This is a genomic window from Streptomyces sp. NBC_00028, from assembly GCF_045041065.1.
In the GTDB taxonomy this organism is placed as follows: Bacteria; Actinomycetota; Actinomycetes; order Streptomycetales; family Streptomycetaceae; genus Streptomyces.
The window spans coordinates 5617398-5632975 of sequence record NZ_CP108293.1 but is presented as its reverse complement, the minus strand read 5'-3'; the positions used below and the strand labels follow the sequence as shown (position 1 = coordinate 5632975).

18 protein-coding genes are annotated in these 15578 nt (G+C 72.3%); 10 read left to right on the top strand and 8 right to left on the bottom strand.

The genetic code is table 11. The features are described 5' to 3' along the window. Nucleotides 1-25: 25 nt before the first annotated feature. Nucleotides 26-718: a copper homeostasis protein CutC gene (locus tag OG885_RS25320; protein ID WP_405735295.1), complete on the bottom strand. Its 693-nt coding sequence runs from the start codon at nt 716-718 to the stop codon at nt 26-28. A gap of 111 nt (nt 719-829) precedes the next feature. Continuing rightward, a complete protein-coding gene (locus tag OG885_RS25315; protein WP_405735293.1) occupies nt 830-1498 on the bottom strand; it encodes a maleylpyruvate isomerase family mycothiol-dependent enzyme in 669 nt (222 codons plus the stop codon). A 35-nt stretch (nt 1499-1533) separates the two neighbouring features. Here OG885_RS25315 and OG885_RS25310 point away from each other — a divergent pair, with 35 nt between their 5' ends. Together OG885_RS25310 and OG885_RS25305 are read left to right on the top strand one after the other, a co-directional pair. Next, entirely contained in the window at nt 1534-2178 is a 645-nt protein-coding gene (locus tag OG885_RS25310) for a hypothetical protein (RefSeq protein WP_405735291.1), read from the top strand. Between the two features lie 27 nt (nt 2179-2205). Further along, nucleotides 2206-3327: a GNAT family N-acetyltransferase gene (locus OG885_RS25305; protein ID WP_405735289.1), complete on the top strand. Its 1122-nt coding sequence runs from the start codon at nt 2206-2208 to the stop codon at nt 3325-3327. Here the strand turns inward: OG885_RS25305 and OG885_RS25300 are convergent. Together OG885_RS25300 and OG885_RS25295 are read right to left on the bottom strand one after the other, a co-directional pair. Further along, nucleotides 3324-3590, bottom strand: coding sequence for a DUF4031 domain-containing protein (locus OG885_RS25300; protein WP_399962841.1), 267 nt, complete (start codon nt 3588-3590; stop codon nt 3324-3326). The genes OG885_RS25305 and OG885_RS25300 overlap by 4 nt on opposite strands. Beyond that, nucleotides 3587-3982: a hypothetical protein gene (locus tag OG885_RS25295; RefSeq protein ID WP_405735287.1), complete on the bottom strand. Its 396-nt coding sequence runs from the start codon at nt 3980-3982 to the stop codon at nt 3587-3589. The genes OG885_RS25300 and OG885_RS25295 overlap by 4 nt, the downstream gene beginning before the upstream one ends. A 55-nt stretch (nt 3983-4037) precedes the next feature. Between OG885_RS25295 and OG885_RS25290 the strand changes: the two genes are divergently transcribed. The 4 genes from OG885_RS25290 to OG885_RS25275 all read left to right on the top strand — a co-directional run bounded on the left by OG885_RS25290 (nt 4038) and on the right by OG885_RS25275 (nt 7827). Then, entirely contained in the window at nt 4038-4967 is a 930-nt protein-coding gene (locus OG885_RS25290) for a MurR/RpiR family transcriptional regulator (protein WP_405735285.1), read from the top strand. Between the two features lie 132 nt (nt 4968-5099). Further along, nucleotides 5100-6035: an N-acetylmuramic acid 6-phosphate etherase gene (gene murQ, locus OG885_RS25285; RefSeq protein ID WP_405735282.1), complete on the top strand. Its 936-nt coding sequence runs from the start codon at nt 5100-5102 to the stop codon at nt 6033-6035. A gap of 16 nt (nt 6036-6051) precedes the next feature. Then, the gene (locus tag OG885_RS25280) at nt 6052-7377 is read left to right on the top strand and encodes a PTS transporter subunit EIIC (protein ID WP_405735280.1); all 1326 of its coding nucleotides are present in this window, start codon (nt 6052-6054) and stop codon (nt 7375-7377) included. Nucleotides 7378-7626: 249 nt separating this feature from the next. Continuing rightward, on the top strand, nt 7627-7827 hold the full coding sequence (locus OG885_RS25275; protein WP_405735278.1) for a hypothetical protein: 201 nt from the start codon (nt 7627-7629) through the stop codon (nt 7825-7827). Between the two features lie 53 nt (nt 7828-7880). Here the strand turns inward: OG885_RS25275 and OG885_RS25270 are convergent, their stop codons facing one another. Continuing rightward, nucleotides 7881-9368 (bottom strand): subtype B tannase, encoded by a 1488-nt coding sequence (locus OG885_RS25270; RefSeq protein ID WP_405735276.1) that lies wholly within the window; start codon nt 9366-9368, stop codon nt 7881-7883. A gap of 178 nt (nt 9369-9546) precedes the next feature. Here OG885_RS25270 and OG885_RS25265 point away from each other — a divergent pair, with 178 nt between their 5' ends. From OG885_RS25265 to OG885_RS25255, 3 genes are all read left to right on the top strand, one after another. Beyond that, nucleotides 9547-10077, top strand: a complete 531-nt coding sequence (locus tag OG885_RS25265; RefSeq protein ID WP_405735273.1) for a DinB family protein — start codon at nt 9547-9549, stop codon at nt 10075-10077. Nucleotides 10078-10151: 74 nt separating this feature from the next. Continuing rightward, complete coding sequence (locus tag OG885_RS25260; protein WP_405735270.1) at nt 10152-10727, top strand: hypothetical protein; 576 nt, start codon at nt 10152-10154, stop codon at nt 10725-10727. Next, nucleotides 10727-11293 carry a hypothetical protein gene (locus tag OG885_RS25255; protein ID WP_399962827.1) on the top strand — a complete coding sequence of 189 codons (567 nt, stop codon included), beginning with the start codon at nt 10727-10729 and terminating at the stop codon, nt 11291-11293. The genes OG885_RS25260 and OG885_RS25255 overlap by 1 nt, the downstream gene beginning before the upstream one ends. 70 nt (nt 11294-11363) lie before the next feature. On the opposite strand, the gene OG885_RS25250 is transcribed toward OG885_RS25255, so the two are convergent. Together OG885_RS25250 and OG885_RS25245 are read right to left on the bottom strand one after the other, a co-directional pair. Further along, nucleotides 11364-12845 carry an MFS transporter gene (locus OG885_RS25250; RefSeq protein WP_405735267.1) on the bottom strand — a complete coding sequence of 494 codons (1482 nt, stop codon included), beginning with the start codon at nt 12843-12845 and terminating at the stop codon, nt 11364-11366. A gap of 75 nt (nt 12846-12920) precedes the next feature. Continuing rightward, on the bottom strand, nt 12921-13781 hold the full coding sequence (locus OG885_RS25245) for a metallophosphoesterase (protein WP_405735265.1): 861 nt from the start codon (nt 13779-13781) through the stop codon (nt 12921-12923). A gap of 136 nt (nt 13782-13917) precedes the next feature. On the opposite strand from OG885_RS25245, the gene OG885_RS25240 reads away from it, so the two are divergent. Further along, entirely contained in the window at nt 13918-14259 is a 342-nt protein-coding gene (locus OG885_RS25240; RefSeq protein WP_405735262.1) for a hypothetical protein, read from the top strand. A 38-nt stretch (nt 14260-14297) separates the two neighbouring features. Here OG885_RS25240 and OG885_RS25235 read toward each other — a convergent pair whose 3' ends face one another. Next, nucleotides 14298-15416 carry an NADH:flavin oxidoreductase gene (locus tag OG885_RS25235; protein WP_405735260.1) on the bottom strand — a complete coding sequence of 373 codons (1119 nt, stop codon included), beginning with the start codon at nt 15414-15416 and terminating at the stop codon, nt 14298-14300. Nucleotides 15417-15578: the final 162 nt, after the last annotated feature.

Sequence of the window (15578 nt, the reverse complement as noted above, 5' to 3'; positions counted from 1 at the left end):
TGCGGGTGAGTCGTGGTTTGCGCCCCTAAAGGCCCTCCAACAGGCGACGCCACTCCGCTACCGCCTTTGCCGATACCGGGTGTTTCCAGCCCTGTGGTCTTGCCGCTCCGCCGATATGGAAAGCGTCGACCCCGGCGTCCAGCAGGTGCGGGACATGCTCCAGCTCCAAACCCCCGCCCACCAGGATCTGCTGCTCGTACCCCGGCTCCCCCGCCTTCGCCGCCTCCGCCAGCAGCGTCGGGAGTCCGGAGTCGACGCCCTGCGCCGAACCCGCCGTGAGGTAGGTGTCCAGGCCCGGCAGGTCTGCCAACTGCTTGCGCAGGGCGTCCCGGTCGGCGGCGTGGTCGATGGCGCGGTGGAAGGTCCAGGAGCAGCCGTCCAGCTCCGCGACAACCCGCTCCACCGCCGCCAGGTCCACGCCGCCCTCCGCGTCGAGGAAGCCGAGCACGAACTGGTCCGCGCCCGCCGTGCGCAGCTCACCGGCGGTGCGGACCAGCCGGTCCGCCTCTCCCGCCGCGAAGCCGTCCGTCAGGCGGAGCATCACGCGCAGGTCGATGTCGACGGCGGCCCGGATGGCGCTGAAGGTCGCCACGGGCGGCGTCAGGCCGTCGGCCGCCATGTCGGTCACCAGCTCCAGCCGGTCCGCGCCGCCGGCCTGCGCCGCGATCGCGTCCTCGGCGTCGAGGGCGATGACCTCGAGGACTGCACGCTTGCTCATGGGACCCCGTTCGTTGACGTAGGCGACAGGACGATGACTGGAGCGACTAGAGGTCTAGTCCAATCCAGGGTACGCCCGCGGCCGCCGCGCCCGCGACAAGATCGCCGCCGGTCACCAGAAGATGTTCAGCTCCTCCGCCTCCGCCCCCGCCAGCTCGAACGTCCGCCCCGCCACCGGGCGCCCCGAGTAGAGCCGTACGAGAGTCGCGGCGTCCCCGATGTAGCGGGCCGGTGTCCGCTCGCCCGACACCGCGCCCAGCGTGAGCGGCTCGTCCACGTCGTCCAGGTCGGCGTGGAGCGGCAGGCAGCCCTTCTCCCGGGTGATGCGGGCCAGCAGGGTGAGCGCGTGCGGCAGGCCCGGGCCGGTGTAGGCGCCGGGCTCCCCGATCGCGTCCCGTACGTCTCCGCCGTGCACCCACTCCCCCAGCGCGGCCATATCCAGCGCCCCGCCCGCCTTGGCGATCACCGGCCCGGCCTCGGTCATCCCGCGCTCCAGCTCGTCCACGACCTGCGCGTTGCTCCACTCGGCGCGCTCGGCGATGTCCCGGTCGTTCGCCTCCGGCGAGAAGACCCCCTTCTCGAAACGGCTCTCCACGATCCGCATCAGCGCGGACGAACAGTGCGCCACCACGTCCCGGACCGTCCAGCCGGGACACCCGTCCGTGGGCCGTTCGAAGTCGGCGTCGGGGCGGGACCGCAGGAGCGGGACCAGACCGTCGCGCTCGGTGGTGAGAAGGAGGCCGGGCAGTTCGGGGTCGCGTACGTCCTCAGTCGTCGTCATGCCCCACACGCTAGGTGGCGCGCGACAATCGGTACATGGTCGATCTCGATGCCCTCCGCGTCCGTTTCTCCCACGCGCTCCGGTCGGTGCGGGGCGCCGACGACGGCCCCGACCCCGCTCCCTACGCCGACGACCTCCTCGCCCGCTGGCAGGAGCCGCAGCGGCGGTATCACACGCTCGCGCATCTCACCGCGGTCCTCGACCATGTCGACGTACTGGAGAAGTACGCGGACGACCCGGACGTCGTACGGCTCGCGGCCTGGTTCCATGACGCCGTGTATCTGCCCGAGCGGTCGGAGAACGAGGAGCGGTCGGCGCGGATCGCCGAGCGGGCCCTTCCCGAGGCCGGGGTGGCGCAGGGGAAGGCCGCGGAGGTGGCGCGGCTCGTGCGGCTCACCGTCACCCACGACCCGGGGGCCGACGACCGTGACGGGCAGGTGCTGTGCGACGCCGATCTCGCGATCCTGGCCGCCCCGCCCGCCGCCTACGCCGCCTACACGGCCGCCGTGCGCGAGGAGTACGGGTTCGTGCCGAACGATGCCTTCCGGGAGGGGCGGTCCGCGATCCTGCGGCAACTCCTGGAGCTGCCCCGGCTGTTCCGCACGCCGTACGGGGCCGCCGAGTGGGAGGCGACCGCGCGCTACAACCTCGCGGGTGAGCTGGAAATGCTGTCGCCGTGAGCGCGCCGGGCTCATAGCCTGCCCCTCATGGGAAACAGGGGTGCGGAGCGAGTGGAAGAGGCCGTCGCGGGGGCCGTGGCGGTGCTGCGGGGCGCGGTCGAGCGGGACTGGGACGGTGTGCGGGCCGGGCGGTGCGAATGGAGCTGCCGGGAGACGGCCCAGCACATCGCGCAGGACCTGATCGTGTACGCGGGGCGGCTGGCCGGGCGGGTGCAGGACACCTACCGGCCCTTCGACATCGTGGTCGACGACAGCACGGACAACGCGCGCGTGCTCCAACTCATCGAGGGCGGAGGCGTGTTGCTCGCCGCGACGGTCCGGGTGACGCCGCCCAGGGTCCGCGCCTACCACCCTCGGCCCTACTACTCCGCCAACCCCGAGGGCTTCGCCGCGCTCGCCGTCGGGGAGGTGCTGCTGCACACCCATGACATCGCCGAGGGACTCGGCCTGCCCTACGAACCCCCGGCCGAACTCGCGGAGTTCGTGCTCACCCGCATGTTCCCGCACATCCAGCCCGGCCCCGCGCACTGGCCCACCCTGCTGTGGGCCACCGGCCGCGGTGAGCTGCCCGGCCGCGCCCCGGTCACCGAGTGGGACTGGTACAACAACCTCGTCCTGCCCACCGACCGGCTCACCCTGGAGGGCCTCACCCCCGCGGCCGCCGCCGATCTGGGCCTGGGCGGCGACGGCGGCTACGCGTGGGTCGCCGACGGCCCTTACGACGGCACCCGCGAAGCCGCCGGGATGCTGGTCAAGGCGTATGAGGCCGGCGTGCACCGCCCGGAGTGGGGCGTCTTCGTCCTCGTACGACGGGAGGACGGCCGGGCCGTCGGCGGCATGGGCTTCCACGGCGCCCCGGACGAGGACGGCCGCGCCGAGGTCGGCTACGACCTCGCGGAGTCGGCCCGCGGCCAGGGCTACGCCACGGAGGCGCTGCGCGCGCTGAGCGAGTGGGCGCTGGCCCGGGACGGCGTACAGCTGCTCATGGCGACGATCGAGGAGACGAACATCCCCTCGCAGGCCGTGGTCACCCGCGCCGGGTACGTCCGGGCGACCGTCGAGGAGCAGCGCGAGGTGCACGCGCACGAACAGCACGAGCCGCACGAGCAGGACGCCGGGCTCCGGCTGTACCTGCGTAAGCGGGACTAGACCGCGCGCCCCTTCGGCCTCCGCAGCCCCGACTCGGTCAGCAGCCGCACCACCTCGCGGCTGCTGATCTCCACCGCGCCGGCGGCGACCACGTCCGCGTAGCGGTGCGAGGGGATGTCGTAGTGGTCGCGTTCGAAGGCCCGGCGCGGCACGCCCAGGCCGTCGGCGAACGCGTGGAGTTCGTCGTACGACACGTCGCTCACCAGGTGGGACCACATCCGGCCGTGCCCGGGCCAGGCGGGTGGGTCTATGTAAACGGTCACGAGGAGGGCGTCCCGCCGGTCGCCGGGCCCAGCGAGCCCACCGAGGCGACCTTCACCCCCGCCTTGTGGCACACCCAGTGCGGATCGGGCCCGAGCTCCGGCTCGATCTCCAGGGCGTGCGGATCACCGGCCTCGCACACCGGGCACAGCGGCCAGCGGCCGTACCGCTCCAGCAGCGCGTCCTGGACGTCCTGCGCGACCAGCCCGGCGACGAAGTCCGCGCCGGCCGGCCACTGCTCCACCCACCAGCGCCGCTGCACCACGGACTCCTCGACGAGCGAGACGACGTCCGCGTCGGCCACCTCTCCCGCGACCAGATCGGCGAGCACGAGGGCGCGTGCCGCGTGCAACGCCTGCTCCAAGGGGCTTACGGGGAGGCCGGAGGGATCCATGCACCCATTGTGCGCACTCTTGACCCCGGCACCGAGCCGAAAATATCTTTCATATGTGACCCAGGAAGTGAAGGAAATTTTCGGCAGCGCCCCGGGCGGCCCGGGCGCACCGCCCGCCCCCGCTGCTCTCGCCGCGAAGGTGCGCACCCTCAGCCCTTCCATGACCCGCTCCATGCAACGGGTCGCCGAGGCCGTCGCCGGTGACCCGGCGGGCTGCGCGGCCCTGACGGTCACCGGCCTCGCGGAGCTGACGGGCACGAGCGAGGCGACGGTCGTGCGCACCGCCCGCATCCTCGGCTACCCCGGCTACCGTGATCTGCGCCTCGCCCTCGCGGGACTCGCCGCCCAGCAACAGTCGGGGCGGGCGCCCGCGATCACGACGGACATCGCGGTGGACGACCCCATCGCCGACGTCGTCGCGAAACTGGCGTACGACGAGCAGCAGACGCTGGCCGACACGGCCGCCGGCCTGGACACCGTGCAGCTGGCCGCGGCCGTCGCCGCCGCCGCGACCGCGCGTCGTATCGACGTGTACGGCGTCGGGGCGTCCGGGCTGGTGGCTCAGGACCTCACGCAGAAACTGCTGCGGATAGGGCTGATAGCCCACGCACACAGCGATCCGCACCTCGCCGTCACCAACGCCGTGCAGCTGAGGGCGGGGGACGTCGCCATCGCGATCACCCACTCCGGGGCGACGGGGGATGTCATCGAGCCACTGCGGGTCGCGTTCGAACGCGGGGCGACGACGGTTGCCATCACCGGGCGGCCGGACAGTTCGGTGACGCAGTACGCGGACCATGTGCTGACGACGTCGACGTCCCGGGAGAGCGAGTTGCGGCCGGCGGCGATGTCTTCGCGAACGAGTCAGCTGTTGGTCGTGGACTGTCTGTTCGTGGGGGTGGCGCAACGGACGTACGAGACCGCGGCGCCGGCGCTGGCTTCGTCGTACGAGGCGTTGGCGCATCGGCATCGCGGAAGATCGTAGGGGTGAGTGTTGCGTGGCGGCTGCGGGTTCGTTGTGGCTTGTCGCGCCCACGCGGCGGTAGCCGCAAATTGATACAGTCCCGCGCCTCTACAGGTCGGACCAGACATCGTTACTTGAGAGAGCCACCCCCCTATGACCTCCACCTCCAATCCCCGTGATCTGCGCGCCGAGTTGGAAGCGTTGACCACCGAGGCCTTCCGCCCCGACCTCGCCGAGATCGACCGACTCCCCACCCTCGACATCGCCCGGCTCATGAACGGTGAGGACACCACCGTGCCCGCCGCCGTCGCGGAGCGGCTCCCGGAGATCGCCGCCGCCATTGACGCGGTCGCCACCCGGATGGCCCAGGGCGGCCGGCTCGTCTACGCCGGTGCCGGGACCGCCGGACGGCTCGGTGTGCTGGACGCCTCCGAGTGTCCGCCGACCTTCAACACCGACCCCGCGCAGGTCGTCGGTCTGATCGCGGGCGGACGGGAGGCCATGGTCACCTCGGTGGAGGGCGCCGAGGACTCCAGGGAGCTGGCGCGAGCGGATCTGGACGCGCTGAAGCTGACGCCCCTGGACACGGTGGTCGGCGTCTCCGCGTCCGGCCGCACCCCGTATGCCATCGGCGCCGTCGAACACGCCCGCGCGCAGGGCGCGTTGACGATCGGGCTGTCCTGCAACGCGCACAGCGCGCTCGCCGCCGCCGCGGAGCACGGCATCGAGGTCGTCGTGGGCCCTGAGCTGGTCACCGGGTCCACGCGGCTGAAGGCGGGCACCGCGCAGAAGCTGGTCCTGAACATGCTGTCGACGATCACGATGATCCGGCTGGGCAAGACGTACGGGAACCTGATGGTCGACGTGCGCGCCTCGAACGAGAAGCTCCGGGCACGCTCCCGCCGTATCGTCGCCCTCGCCACCGGCGCGGCGGACGAGGAGATCGAGCGGGCCCTCGCGGAGACGGACGGCGAGGTGAAGAACGCGATCCTGGTGCTCCTCAGCGGCGTGGACGGGCCCGCCGCCACCCGCCTTCTGGAGGAGTCCGGCGGGCATCTGCGTGCCGCGCTGGCGGCGGCGGGCGGCTGACCCGCACGCTCGGCGGATGACCACCTCGTACGACACCGCGGCGGCGCTCCTCCCCCTGGTCGGCGGCCCCGCCAACATCACCTCCGTCGCCCACTGCATGACCCGGCTGCGGCTGGGCCTCGCCGACCGGGACCTGGTGGACGGGGAGGCGCTGCGGGCGCTGCCGGGGGTGCTGGGGGTGGTCGAGGACGACACGTACCAGATCGTCCTCGGGCCGGGGGTCGTGGCGCGGGTGACGGCCGACTTCGAGGCGCTGCTGCGCAAGGAGACGCGGTCGGCCGGGAACGCGACCCCGCTGAAGCGGACCCTGCGCCGGGTGGCGAACGTCTTCGTGCCGCTCATCCCGGCGCTGATCGGCTGCGGCATCCTCGCGGGCGTCAACGGGCTGCTGGTGAACGCCGGTTGGCTGCCCTCCCTCACCCCGGCCCTGGCCGCGATCGCGTCCGCCTTCATGTCCCTCCTCGCGGTCTTCGTCGGGTACAACACCGCGAAGGAGTTCGGCGGCACACCGGTCCTGGGCGGGGCGGTCGCGGCCGTCGTCGTCTATCCGGGGGTGGCGAAGGTGACGGCCTTCGGCGTGACGCTGGCCCCGGGGCAGGGCGGGGTGCTGGGCGCGCTGGCGGCGGCGCTGCTGGGGACGTACGTCGAGAAGTGGTGCCGGGGGCGGGTGCCGGCGGCGCTGGACGTCCTGGTGACGCCGACGGTCACCGTCCTCGTCCCGGGCCTCGCGACGCTGTACGTCCTCATGTACGCCGCCGGCACGGTCTCCTCGGCGATCGGGACGGCGGCGAACTGGCTGCTGTCGACGACGGGCGTCTTCGCGGGCGCGGTCCTCGGCGGGCTCTTCCTCCCGCTGGTGATGCTGGGCCTCCACCAGGCGCTCATCCCCATCCACACCACCCTCATCGAGCAACAGGGCTCCACCGCGCTCCTCCCCCTGCTGGCCATGGCGGGCGCGGGGCAGGTCGGGGCGGCGGTGGCGGTGTACCTGCGGCTGCGGCACGACGTCGGACTGCGGACGACGATCAGGTCGGCGCTTCCGGCCGGGCTGCTGGGCGTGGGCGAGCCGCTGATCTACGGGGTGTCCCTGCCCTTGGGACGCCCGTTTCTCACGGCGTGTGCGGGCGGGGCGGCCGGGGGTGCCTTCGTCGGGCTGTTCGCGATGCTCGGCGAGCGGGTGGGGGCCACGGCGATCGGGCCGTCGGGGTGGGCACTGTTCCCGCTGCTCGCGGGGGACGGGGGGCTGGGGACGGCGGCGGCGGTCTACGGGGGCGGGCTGCTGACGGGGTACGCGGTCGGGTTCGGGGCCACGTACGCGTTCGGACTGCCGAGACAGCGGTGACGCGCCCGGCGACCGGACGGTTCGGACTGCCGAGACAGCCGCGACGCGCCCGGCGACCGGACGGTTCAGGTTGCCGAGACAGCGGTGACCCGTCCGGCGGCCCGTCGACTCGGGCTGCCGAGACAGCCGCGACGCGCCCGGCGACCGGACGGTTCGGACTGCCGAGACAGCCGTGACGCGCCCGGCGGCCGGACGGTTCGGGCTGCCGAGGCGGCGGTGACCCGTCCGGCGGCCGGTCGTTCTCCGCTCATGAAGAAGATGCTCATGGCCGCCGCCCTGGCCGGCTCCGCCGTCGCTCTCGCCGCCCCCGCGCACGCCGATCAGGACCCCGGCGCCTCCGGGAACCACTGGGGGTCGGCCGCTCCGGTGATGTGCACGGCGGAGCACACGGTCACGCCCGTGCTCGGCGACCTCGCCTCCGCACCGACGCACGCCTGTACCGAGGGCTGACCCCCGGCCGCCCCCGGCGCCCCGGCCACCGTCGGCCGGGGCGCCGGCCGTTGCTACCGGTGCCGGTGGCCGGAGACCGAGGCGATCCACTCGATGAAGTCACCGGGGTCCTGGTCGGCGCCATGGCCCGCGTCCCAGTAGTACGACGTGTCGACGTCGTCCCCGAGGTCGGTGAGCCGGGCGGAGAGGTTGCCGGCGACCGTGTGCGAGGTGTCGCTGTCCTTGGTGCCGAGCCGGATCCACCAGTGCCGGGAGCGGCCCGCGTTGACCTTGTCGACGAGGTGGTACATCGGGTTCATCAGGTGCAGCTTGGCCGGGATGTCCTCGTCGAGGTGGGCGCTGTCACCGGCGGCGTGACGGAGGCTGTAGAGGGTGAAGTGGCGGGCCGCGGTGGTGCCGGTGCCGTAGAGGTTGCACTCGGGGGTGGACAGGTCGAAGGCGTCGAACGAGGGGGCGTTCTTCTTCCGGGCGCCGACGTGGGTGAGGAAGTCGGCCCAGGTGAAGGTGGCCTCGGTGCCGTCCCAGGTGAGGAAGGGGTGGGCCGCGAGATAGGCGGCGCGGGCCTCGTCGGACAGCGCGGCGAGGTACTTGGTGGCCGACGGCCGCATGAACGTCTTCAGCAGGTAGTCGTCCAGGTTGCGGGCGGTGAGCGCGCCGAAGCCCCGGGCCCGCAGCTTGAGCGAGGCGAGATAGGGGCCGTACGCACTGCTCAGCTCCCCGGAGACGGTCCGGTCGACGAGCGCGCCCGAGGCCAGCGGGTTGCTCCCCCAGCACCACTCGTACGCCATGTCCGCGTGCTCCAGGTCGGTGATCGGACACCAGGCGCCGGTCGCGAAGATCGCGTCGGAGGCGTCGGCCGCGCCGATCTCCCTGAGGTACGGCTCGTAGAGCGGGCTGTCGCCGGACGCGCCGAGCAGCGAGGACAGGGCGCCGCCCGCGCTGGTGCCGCAGGAGGCGATGCGGTGCACGTCGCCAGGTACGCGGCCCTGGTTGTACTTCAGATAGCGGACGGCAGCCTTGAGGTCGACGATCGCGGCGGGGGCGGTGCCGTAGTAGGTGCCGTTCGCGTCGACGAGGGTACGGCCGCGGGCGCCGGGCTCGACGACGACGTACCCGGCGGCGAGGGCGAGGCCCTGACGGCTGGTGGCGCCGCCCATGCCGGTGGCGGTGATGCCGGTCTTGTTCGCCACGGAGGACGGCATGTACCCGCCGACGGAGTTGGCGAAGAGGATGGGAGCGTCGGCCGCGTCCACCGCGGCACCGTCGATACGGACCGGGACGCTGATATTGAGCGACTGGTAGGTCGCGTCGACCGGCTTCGCGACGTACGAGGCGACCTTGTGAAAGCGGTAGACGACCTCGTGGGCGACGCCCTCGGTGTCGGTGATGCCGATCGTCTGCTCGGTGTAGGCGGCCGGGTCGAAGAGGAGTGGGCCGTCGGCGGGTCTGCGGCTCGCGGCTCGCGCGCTGCCGGTCGCCAACCCGACCGCCGGTACGGCGGATGCGGCTCCGAGTCCCTTGACCACTGTCCTTCTCTTCACGCCCGTCTCCTGACCTCGCGGCTCGTTCACGAACAACAACGGCCCCAAGTCCAGCACTCGTTCACAAAATTGTCAGCAATATTGCCGAAGGTGCGAGGGTTCTCAGCCACTTCTCAGCCGGCCGCCGCGGGACCTTCATAGGTCAGGATCTGACCTATACCGCTCCTACCGTGGCCCCATGACCGACACCACGCATGACACTGCCACCGAGCGCACCGACCTGCTGGAAGCGCTGGCCCATCAGCGGCACTTCCTGCGCTTCACCACCCGTGACCTCACCGACGAGCAGGCCGGGCAGCGGACCACGGCCAGTGAGCTGTGCCTGGGCGGCCTGATCAAGCACGTCACGTCGGTGGAACGGAACTGGGCGAGCTTCATCCTCAACGGCCCGTCGCCGTCGGACGACTTCAGCAACATGACCGAGGCCGACTTCGCCCGGCGGGCCGACGAGTTCCGGATGCTGCCCGGCGACACCCTGGCCGGTGTGCTGGCCGCCTACGAGGAGGCGGCCCGCCGGACCGACGAGATCGTCACGTCCCTGCCCGACCTGAACGCCGACCACCCGCTGCCCGAGGCCCCTTGGAACAAGCCCGGGGCTCGATGGTCGGCCCGCAGGGTGCTGCTGCACATCGTCGCCGAGACGGCCCAGCACGCCGGGCACGCCGACATCATCCGGGAGTCCCTCGACGGCGCGAAGAGCATGGGCTGACCGCCCCCGAAGCTCAAGCGCCCGTCCCGGACAACGAACAGCCCCCGTCAGGTGTCGGCAACACCTGCGGGGGCTTGACCGACGGCGCCGACACCTCCGTGAAGTCGCTGGCCAAGGTGCTGCCGTACGGCCAATGTGCCCTCCGTGCGGCCCTCAACGCCCTTCAGCGGGCAGGACACTTGCGCCGGGGACGCGAACATCTGACCGCCGACTCCGGGGCGTCCTTCACCCGGGGTGACGTACCGGAGGCGACCCCCGCGCTCTCCCTCTCCGCCGCCGACTGCGCGGCCCTCGCGCCCCTGGCCACCGGGTGGTACGCCCGGGGCGCCACCGACACGGCCGTACTCCGTGCCCTGACCTCCGGTGTGCCCACCTCCGTGCACCACCCGGCCGGTTTCGTCCGCAGACGCCTGACCGCCAAGCTCCCACCGGAGCCCGCACCCAAACCCCGCCCACCGCGTCTCCTCGAGTACCTCCTCATCGACCGCGACAACGACACCCTCACCGTCTTCAGCGAGCCCAAGGACGGCCGCTACCAGCGGCCCCCTCGTACTCTTGGGGAGACACCGTCGAATTTCCCTCGCCGGTCGGCATCACTCTCGACACCGAAAAGCTCAAGGACTACGCGGACCAAGGACTACGCGGACTGATGAACCACGCCCAGCTCACCGCCCTAGGCCGGGCCCTTCGCCTGCTCGGCGAGCACGGCGAGGCCCTCTCCTCCGACACCCCCGACGCCAAGCTCCACGAGGTCAAGGCCGACCTCAAGCGCGCCCTGGAGCTGCTGGACGAGAGCGTCACCACCGCCGCGCCCAGCACCCGGTGCGCCGAGCACCCGAACGGCCCGGTCGACGAGAACGCCCCCGACCTGTGCCTGCTGTGCGAGACCCGGCGCCGCGCCGCCCGTCGCGCCTCCATCAACGGACCCGCCCAGACCGGCCCTTCGGCCACCGCGCCCTCCCGCTACGGCGTCCGCGACGACCGGCCCCAGCCGCAGCAGCGCTGGCTGCCCGAGCTGTGGACCGGCCAGGAGTGGCAGCTGTGCGGCACCCCGCGCCGCGACCGCCGCGAGGCCGAGCTCTATCTCGCGGCGGCGCGCAGGGGGCCGCGCGCGGCGATGGCGTACCGGCTGGTCCACGAGTTCACCGACTACGAGGTGCTGCGGGTGTGGGGCACCCCGGTGAAGGTCGACATCGAGCCACTGGGCAACCTGTAGCGCACCTGTGGCGCACAGGGAAAGGGCCCGCCGCGGACAACAGCGACGGGCCCCGACTGCCGTACGGCGGCTACGACTTGGCCGCGGCCTCGGCCGGCTCCACCGGCCCCTCCGCCACCGGCACCGCGTCCCCCGCCACCCGCTGGCGCGGGATGAAGGACGCGACCGCGAAGGCCAGCAGGGCCGCCCCGGCGCCGACCGCGAGGACCGCCTTGAAGCCGTTCTCGGAGGGCAGCGCGTAGCCGCCGAAGTCCGTGGTCAGCTGGGCCAGGATGACACCCGCGATGGCGCTCGCCGACGAGGTGCCGATGGACCGCATCAGGGTGTTGAGGCTGTTCGCCGCGGCCGTCTCCGACGCGGGGACCGCGCCCATGATGAGCGCGGGCATCGAGCCGTAGGTGAAGCCGATGCCGGCGCCGATGACGCAGGAGACGAGGACGAAGTGCCAGACCTCGCTCATCAGGACGATGTTGAGGCCGTAACCGGCGGCGACGATCAGGGCGCCGATCATCAGCGTGACCTTCGGGCCGCGGGACTTGGAGACGGCGGCTGAGATCGGTGCCGTGGCCATCATGACCAGGCCGGAGGGGGCCATGACCAGGCCCGCGGCGAGCATGGACTTGCCGAGGCCGTAGCCGGTCTGGGCGGGGAGCTGGAGGAGCTGTGGGATCACCAGGCTCATCGCGAACATGGCGAAGCCGACGGCGATCGAGGCGAGGTTGGTGACCAGCACCTGGCGGCGGGCGGTGGTGCGCAGGTCCACCAGCGGCTGACTGGTGCGCAGTTCGAAGAAGCCCCAGCTCAGCAGGATCACGACGGCCGCGACGAACAGGCCGATCGTCGTGCCGCTGCCCCAGCCCCAGTCGGCGCCCTTGGAGATGGCCAGGAGGAGGCAGATGAGCCCCGCCGCCATGCCGACGGCGCCGACGAGGTCGAACCGGCCGCCGGTGCGCACCCGGGACTCGGGGACGAAGGCGGTGACCAGGCCGATGGCCACGGCACCGAGCGCGGCAGAGGTCCAGAACAGTACGTGCCAGCTGAAGTTGTCGGCGATGAGCGCGGCTGCGGGCAGTCCGAGGGCGCCGCCGATACCGAGGGAGGCGCTCATCAGGGCGGTGGCGGAGGCCAGCCGCTCGGCGGGCAGTTCGTCACGCATGATGCTGATGCCGAGCGGGATCACGCCGGAGGCGAGGCCCTGGAGGGCCCGGCCGATGATCATCGGTACGAGGGAGTCGGCGAGCGCGCAGACGACCGAGCCGATGATCAGCATGACGCCGCTGATCAGCAGCATGCGGCGCTTGCCGAACATGTCACCGAGGCGGCCGACGACCGGGGTGGCGACCGCGGCGGCGAGCAGGGTGGCGGTGACGGCCCAGGCGGTGTCGGATGCGGGCGCGTCCAGGAGCCTCGGCAGCTCCGGGACGATCGGGATCACCAGGGTCTGCATCAGCGAGACCACGATTCCGGCGAAGGCCAGCACCGCCACCACGGCGTTCGACCGCGGCGGTGCGGAGCCTCCCGCCGGGGCGGGAGGGGCGAGGGCGTCGGACATGGGTGGGCCTCCATCGGCTAGTACTTGACCGAGGCAACCTTAAGTCAGTTGCTTGACTTACCCAAGTGGCGCAGGTCATGCCCGTGCGACGAGATCCCGTACCCGCTCCTCCCCCAGTTCGTAGACGGTCTCGTGCGCATGGGGATCACGCGCGTGGAGGGTGTGGAAGAGCGGACCGGACGCGCCGCCGAGGACGATGAGCGAGGCCGAGGCCCCGCGCACGGCCCGCTCCGTCCCGGGCGCCGCCGTGAGGTCGATGCGGTTGACCACGCCGGGCGTCACCCACACCGGCACCGACTCCAGCAGCCCGAAGAGCTGGAGATGGAAGTGCCCGGTGAGCACGGCCCGGACGTCGCCGCCGCGCAGCACGTCGGCGAGGTCGGCGGGATTGCGCAGCCCGAAGACCTGCTGGAGGGGGTTGTCGAGGGCGATCGGCGGATGGTGGAACGCGAGGACGGTGCCGTGCTCGGCCGGGATGCTCAGCACCTCGCGCAGCCAGGCGAGCTGTCCGGCGGAGAGGTGCCCGTGCACCTTCCCGGGCACCAGCGAGTCCAGTGTGACGAACCGCCATCCGCCGACGGTGCTCACCGCGGCCCGCTCCGCCGCCGCCGACTCCAGTACGGCCTCGGGCTCCGCGTGCCCGCTGCCGAGCACCTTGCCGAAGGCCTCGCGCTCGTCGTGGTTCCCGGTCGTCCAGAACACGGGCACCCCGCCCAGCACGGTCCGCGCGAACCCGCCCACCAGCGCGTCCACGGCCGTGTACGCCTCCGGGGACCCGTCGTCGGCGAGGTCGCCGGTGACGACGACGGCGTCGACGCCCCGCAGATGCCGGAGTTCGTCGAGGAGGAGCCGCAGGGAGTCATGCGCGTTGACGCCGTGCCGGTTGACGGCGTCGACGCGCTCCAAGTGCGTGTCCGAGAGCTGAAGAATCCTCATCTCCCGGACGATAGCGACGAGCGGCCCGGCCCCTCACAGGTTGGCGGTATTTCATCACCGACATGAACGGCCTGATCAAGCAGCTCCGCGTCTCTCTCCTGGCTGGGCCCTGACCACGGCCGTCTTCTGCGTCCTGGTGACCCTGGTGCACTCCGCGATCTACGCCACCGCGCACCTCGGTCGGCCCGAGGGCAGGCAGGCGCGGGGCGTCCGGGCCGGTCTGGTGGCCCTGCTCCTCCTCGACCAGGTCGTCATCTGGTCCCTGCTGACCACGGGCTCCGCCCACTCGGGGGTGGCGTACCGGGCGGGCTGCGTCCTGGTGGCCCTGCTGCCGCTGCTCGCGGTCGTCCTGGCCCGGGTCGGGGCGAGGCGGCTCGGCACGGGAGCCGCCCTCGCGCGGGGCACCGCCCTGTTCTTCGGGATCGTCGCCCTGCTGCCGCAGATCCTGGCGGGCGCGCTGCTGGTCACGTTCACCTGAGGGAGGTCAGCGACCAGCAGCCGAACCGGCGACCGGGGTCAGCTCAGCGACTTCAGCGCCGCCGCGTCGTAGGGCTTGAGCTCCTCGAAGCGGTCCGCGAGGACCTTCGCCGCCCACTCCGGGTCCTGGAGCAGCGCGCGCCCGACGGCCACGAGGTCGAACTCGTCGCGCTCCAGGCGGTCGAGGAGGTCGTCGAGCCCCTTGAGCGGGGAGCCCTCGCCCACGAACGCGTTGAGGAAGTCGCCGTCGAGGCCGACCGAGCCGACGGTGATGGTGGGCTTGCCGGTGAGCTTCTTGGTCCAGCCCGCGAGGTTCAGGTCGGCGCCGTCGAACTCGGGGAGCCAGTAGCGGCGCGTGGAGGCGTGGAAGGCGTCGACACCGGCGGCGGCGAGCGGGCTCAGGATGGCCTCCAACTCCTCCGGGGTCTCGGCGAGCCGGGCGTCGTAGGCCTCCTGCTTCCACTGCGAGTAGCGGAAGATGACCGGGAAGTCGGCCGAGACCGTCTCGCGGATGGCGGCGACGATCTCGGCGGCGAACCTGGTACGGGCGACCGCGTCACCGCCGTAGCCGTCCGTACGGCGGTTCGTGCCGGACCAGAGGAACTGGTCGACCAGGTAGCCGTGCGCGCCGTGGATCTCCACGCCGTCCATACCGATGCGCTCCGCCGCGGCCGCGGCCTCGGCGAAGGCGCCGATGACATCGTCGATGTCGCGCTGGGTCATCGTCGTACCGGTGGACTCGCTCGCGCCGACGCGGATGCCGGAGGGGCCGACCGCGGGGGCCTCGGGGAAGGGGTTCTGGCCCTCCTTGCGGACCATGCCGATGTGCCACAGCTGCGGGACGATCGTGCCGCCCGCCGCGTGCACGTCCGCGGCGACCCGCTGCCAGCCCGCGAGCTGCTCCTCGCCGTGGAAGCGCGGGACGCGGCCGCTGTACCCGGCCGAGTCATGGCCGACGAACGTCCCCTCGGTGACGACCAGGCCCACGCCCGCCGCCGCGCGCCGCGCGTAGTACGACGCCACGTCCGCGCCCGGGATGCCGCCCGGGGAGAACATCCGGGTCATCGGCGCCATCACGATGCGGTTCGGGACGGTCAGGCCGTTGATCGTGATCGGCCGGGAGAGGATCTCGGCGGCACGGGAGGGGGTGGCGGTCACGCGGGCTCCTAGCGGTGGTACGAGCGGTGGGTACCGTCGGGTATGTGCATACGCATGGACAGTACGCAGTAAGCAACCGCTCAGTACACCCCTCCCCTTCCCCGGGCCCCTGTGATCCCGCCCACCTCCGGGAAACGCCCGAGGGCGGCACCCCCTGTCGGA

Excerpts from the sequence above, each read along its gene's own strand:
- OG885_RS25320 (WP_405735295.1), bottom strand. The coding sequence starts at position 718 with ATGAGCAAGCGTGCAGTCCTCGAGGTCATCGCCCTCGACGCCGAGGAC.
- OG885_RS25315 (WP_405735293.1), bottom strand. The coding sequence starts at position 1,498 with ATGACGACGACTGAGGACGTACGCGACCCCGAACTGCCCGGCCTCCTT.
- OG885_RS25310 (WP_405735291.1), top strand. The coding sequence starts at position 1,534 with ATGGTCGATCTCGATGCCCTCCGCGTCCGTTTCTCCCACGCGCTCCGG.
- OG885_RS25305 (WP_405735289.1), top strand. The coding sequence starts at position 2,206 with ATGGGAAACAGGGGTGCGGAGCGAGTGGAAGAGGCCGTCGCGGGGGCC.
- OG885_RS25295 (WP_405735287.1), bottom strand. The coding sequence starts at position 3,982 with ATGGATCCCTCCGGCCTCCCCGTAAGCCCCTTGGAGCAGGCGTTGCAC.
- murQ (WP_405735282.1), top strand. The coding sequence starts at position 5,100 with ATGACCTCCACCTCCAATCCCCGTGATCTGCGCGCCGAGTTGGAAGCG.
- OG885_RS25280 (WP_405735280.1), top strand. The coding sequence starts at position 6,052 with ATGACCACCTCGTACGACACCGCGGCGGCGCTCCTCCCCCTGGTCGGC.
- OG885_RS25275 (WP_405735278.1), top strand. The coding sequence starts at position 7,627 with ATGAAGAAGATGCTCATGGCCGCCGCCCTGGCCGGCTCCGCCGTCGCT.
- OG885_RS25265 (WP_405735273.1), top strand. The coding sequence starts at position 9,547 with ATGACCGACACCACGCATGACACTGCCACCGAGCGCACCGACCTGCTG.
- OG885_RS25255 (WP_399962827.1), top strand. The coding sequence starts at position 10,727 with ATGAACCACGCCCAGCTCACCGCCCTAGGCCGGGCCCTTCGCCTGCTC.
- OG885_RS25250 (WP_405735267.1), bottom strand. The coding sequence starts at position 12,845 with ATGTCCGACGCCCTCGCCCCTCCCGCCCCGGCGGGAGGCTCCGCACCG.
- OG885_RS25245 (WP_405735265.1), bottom strand. The coding sequence starts at position 13,781 with ATGAGGATTCTTCAGCTCTCGGACACGCACTTGGAGCGCGTCGACGCC.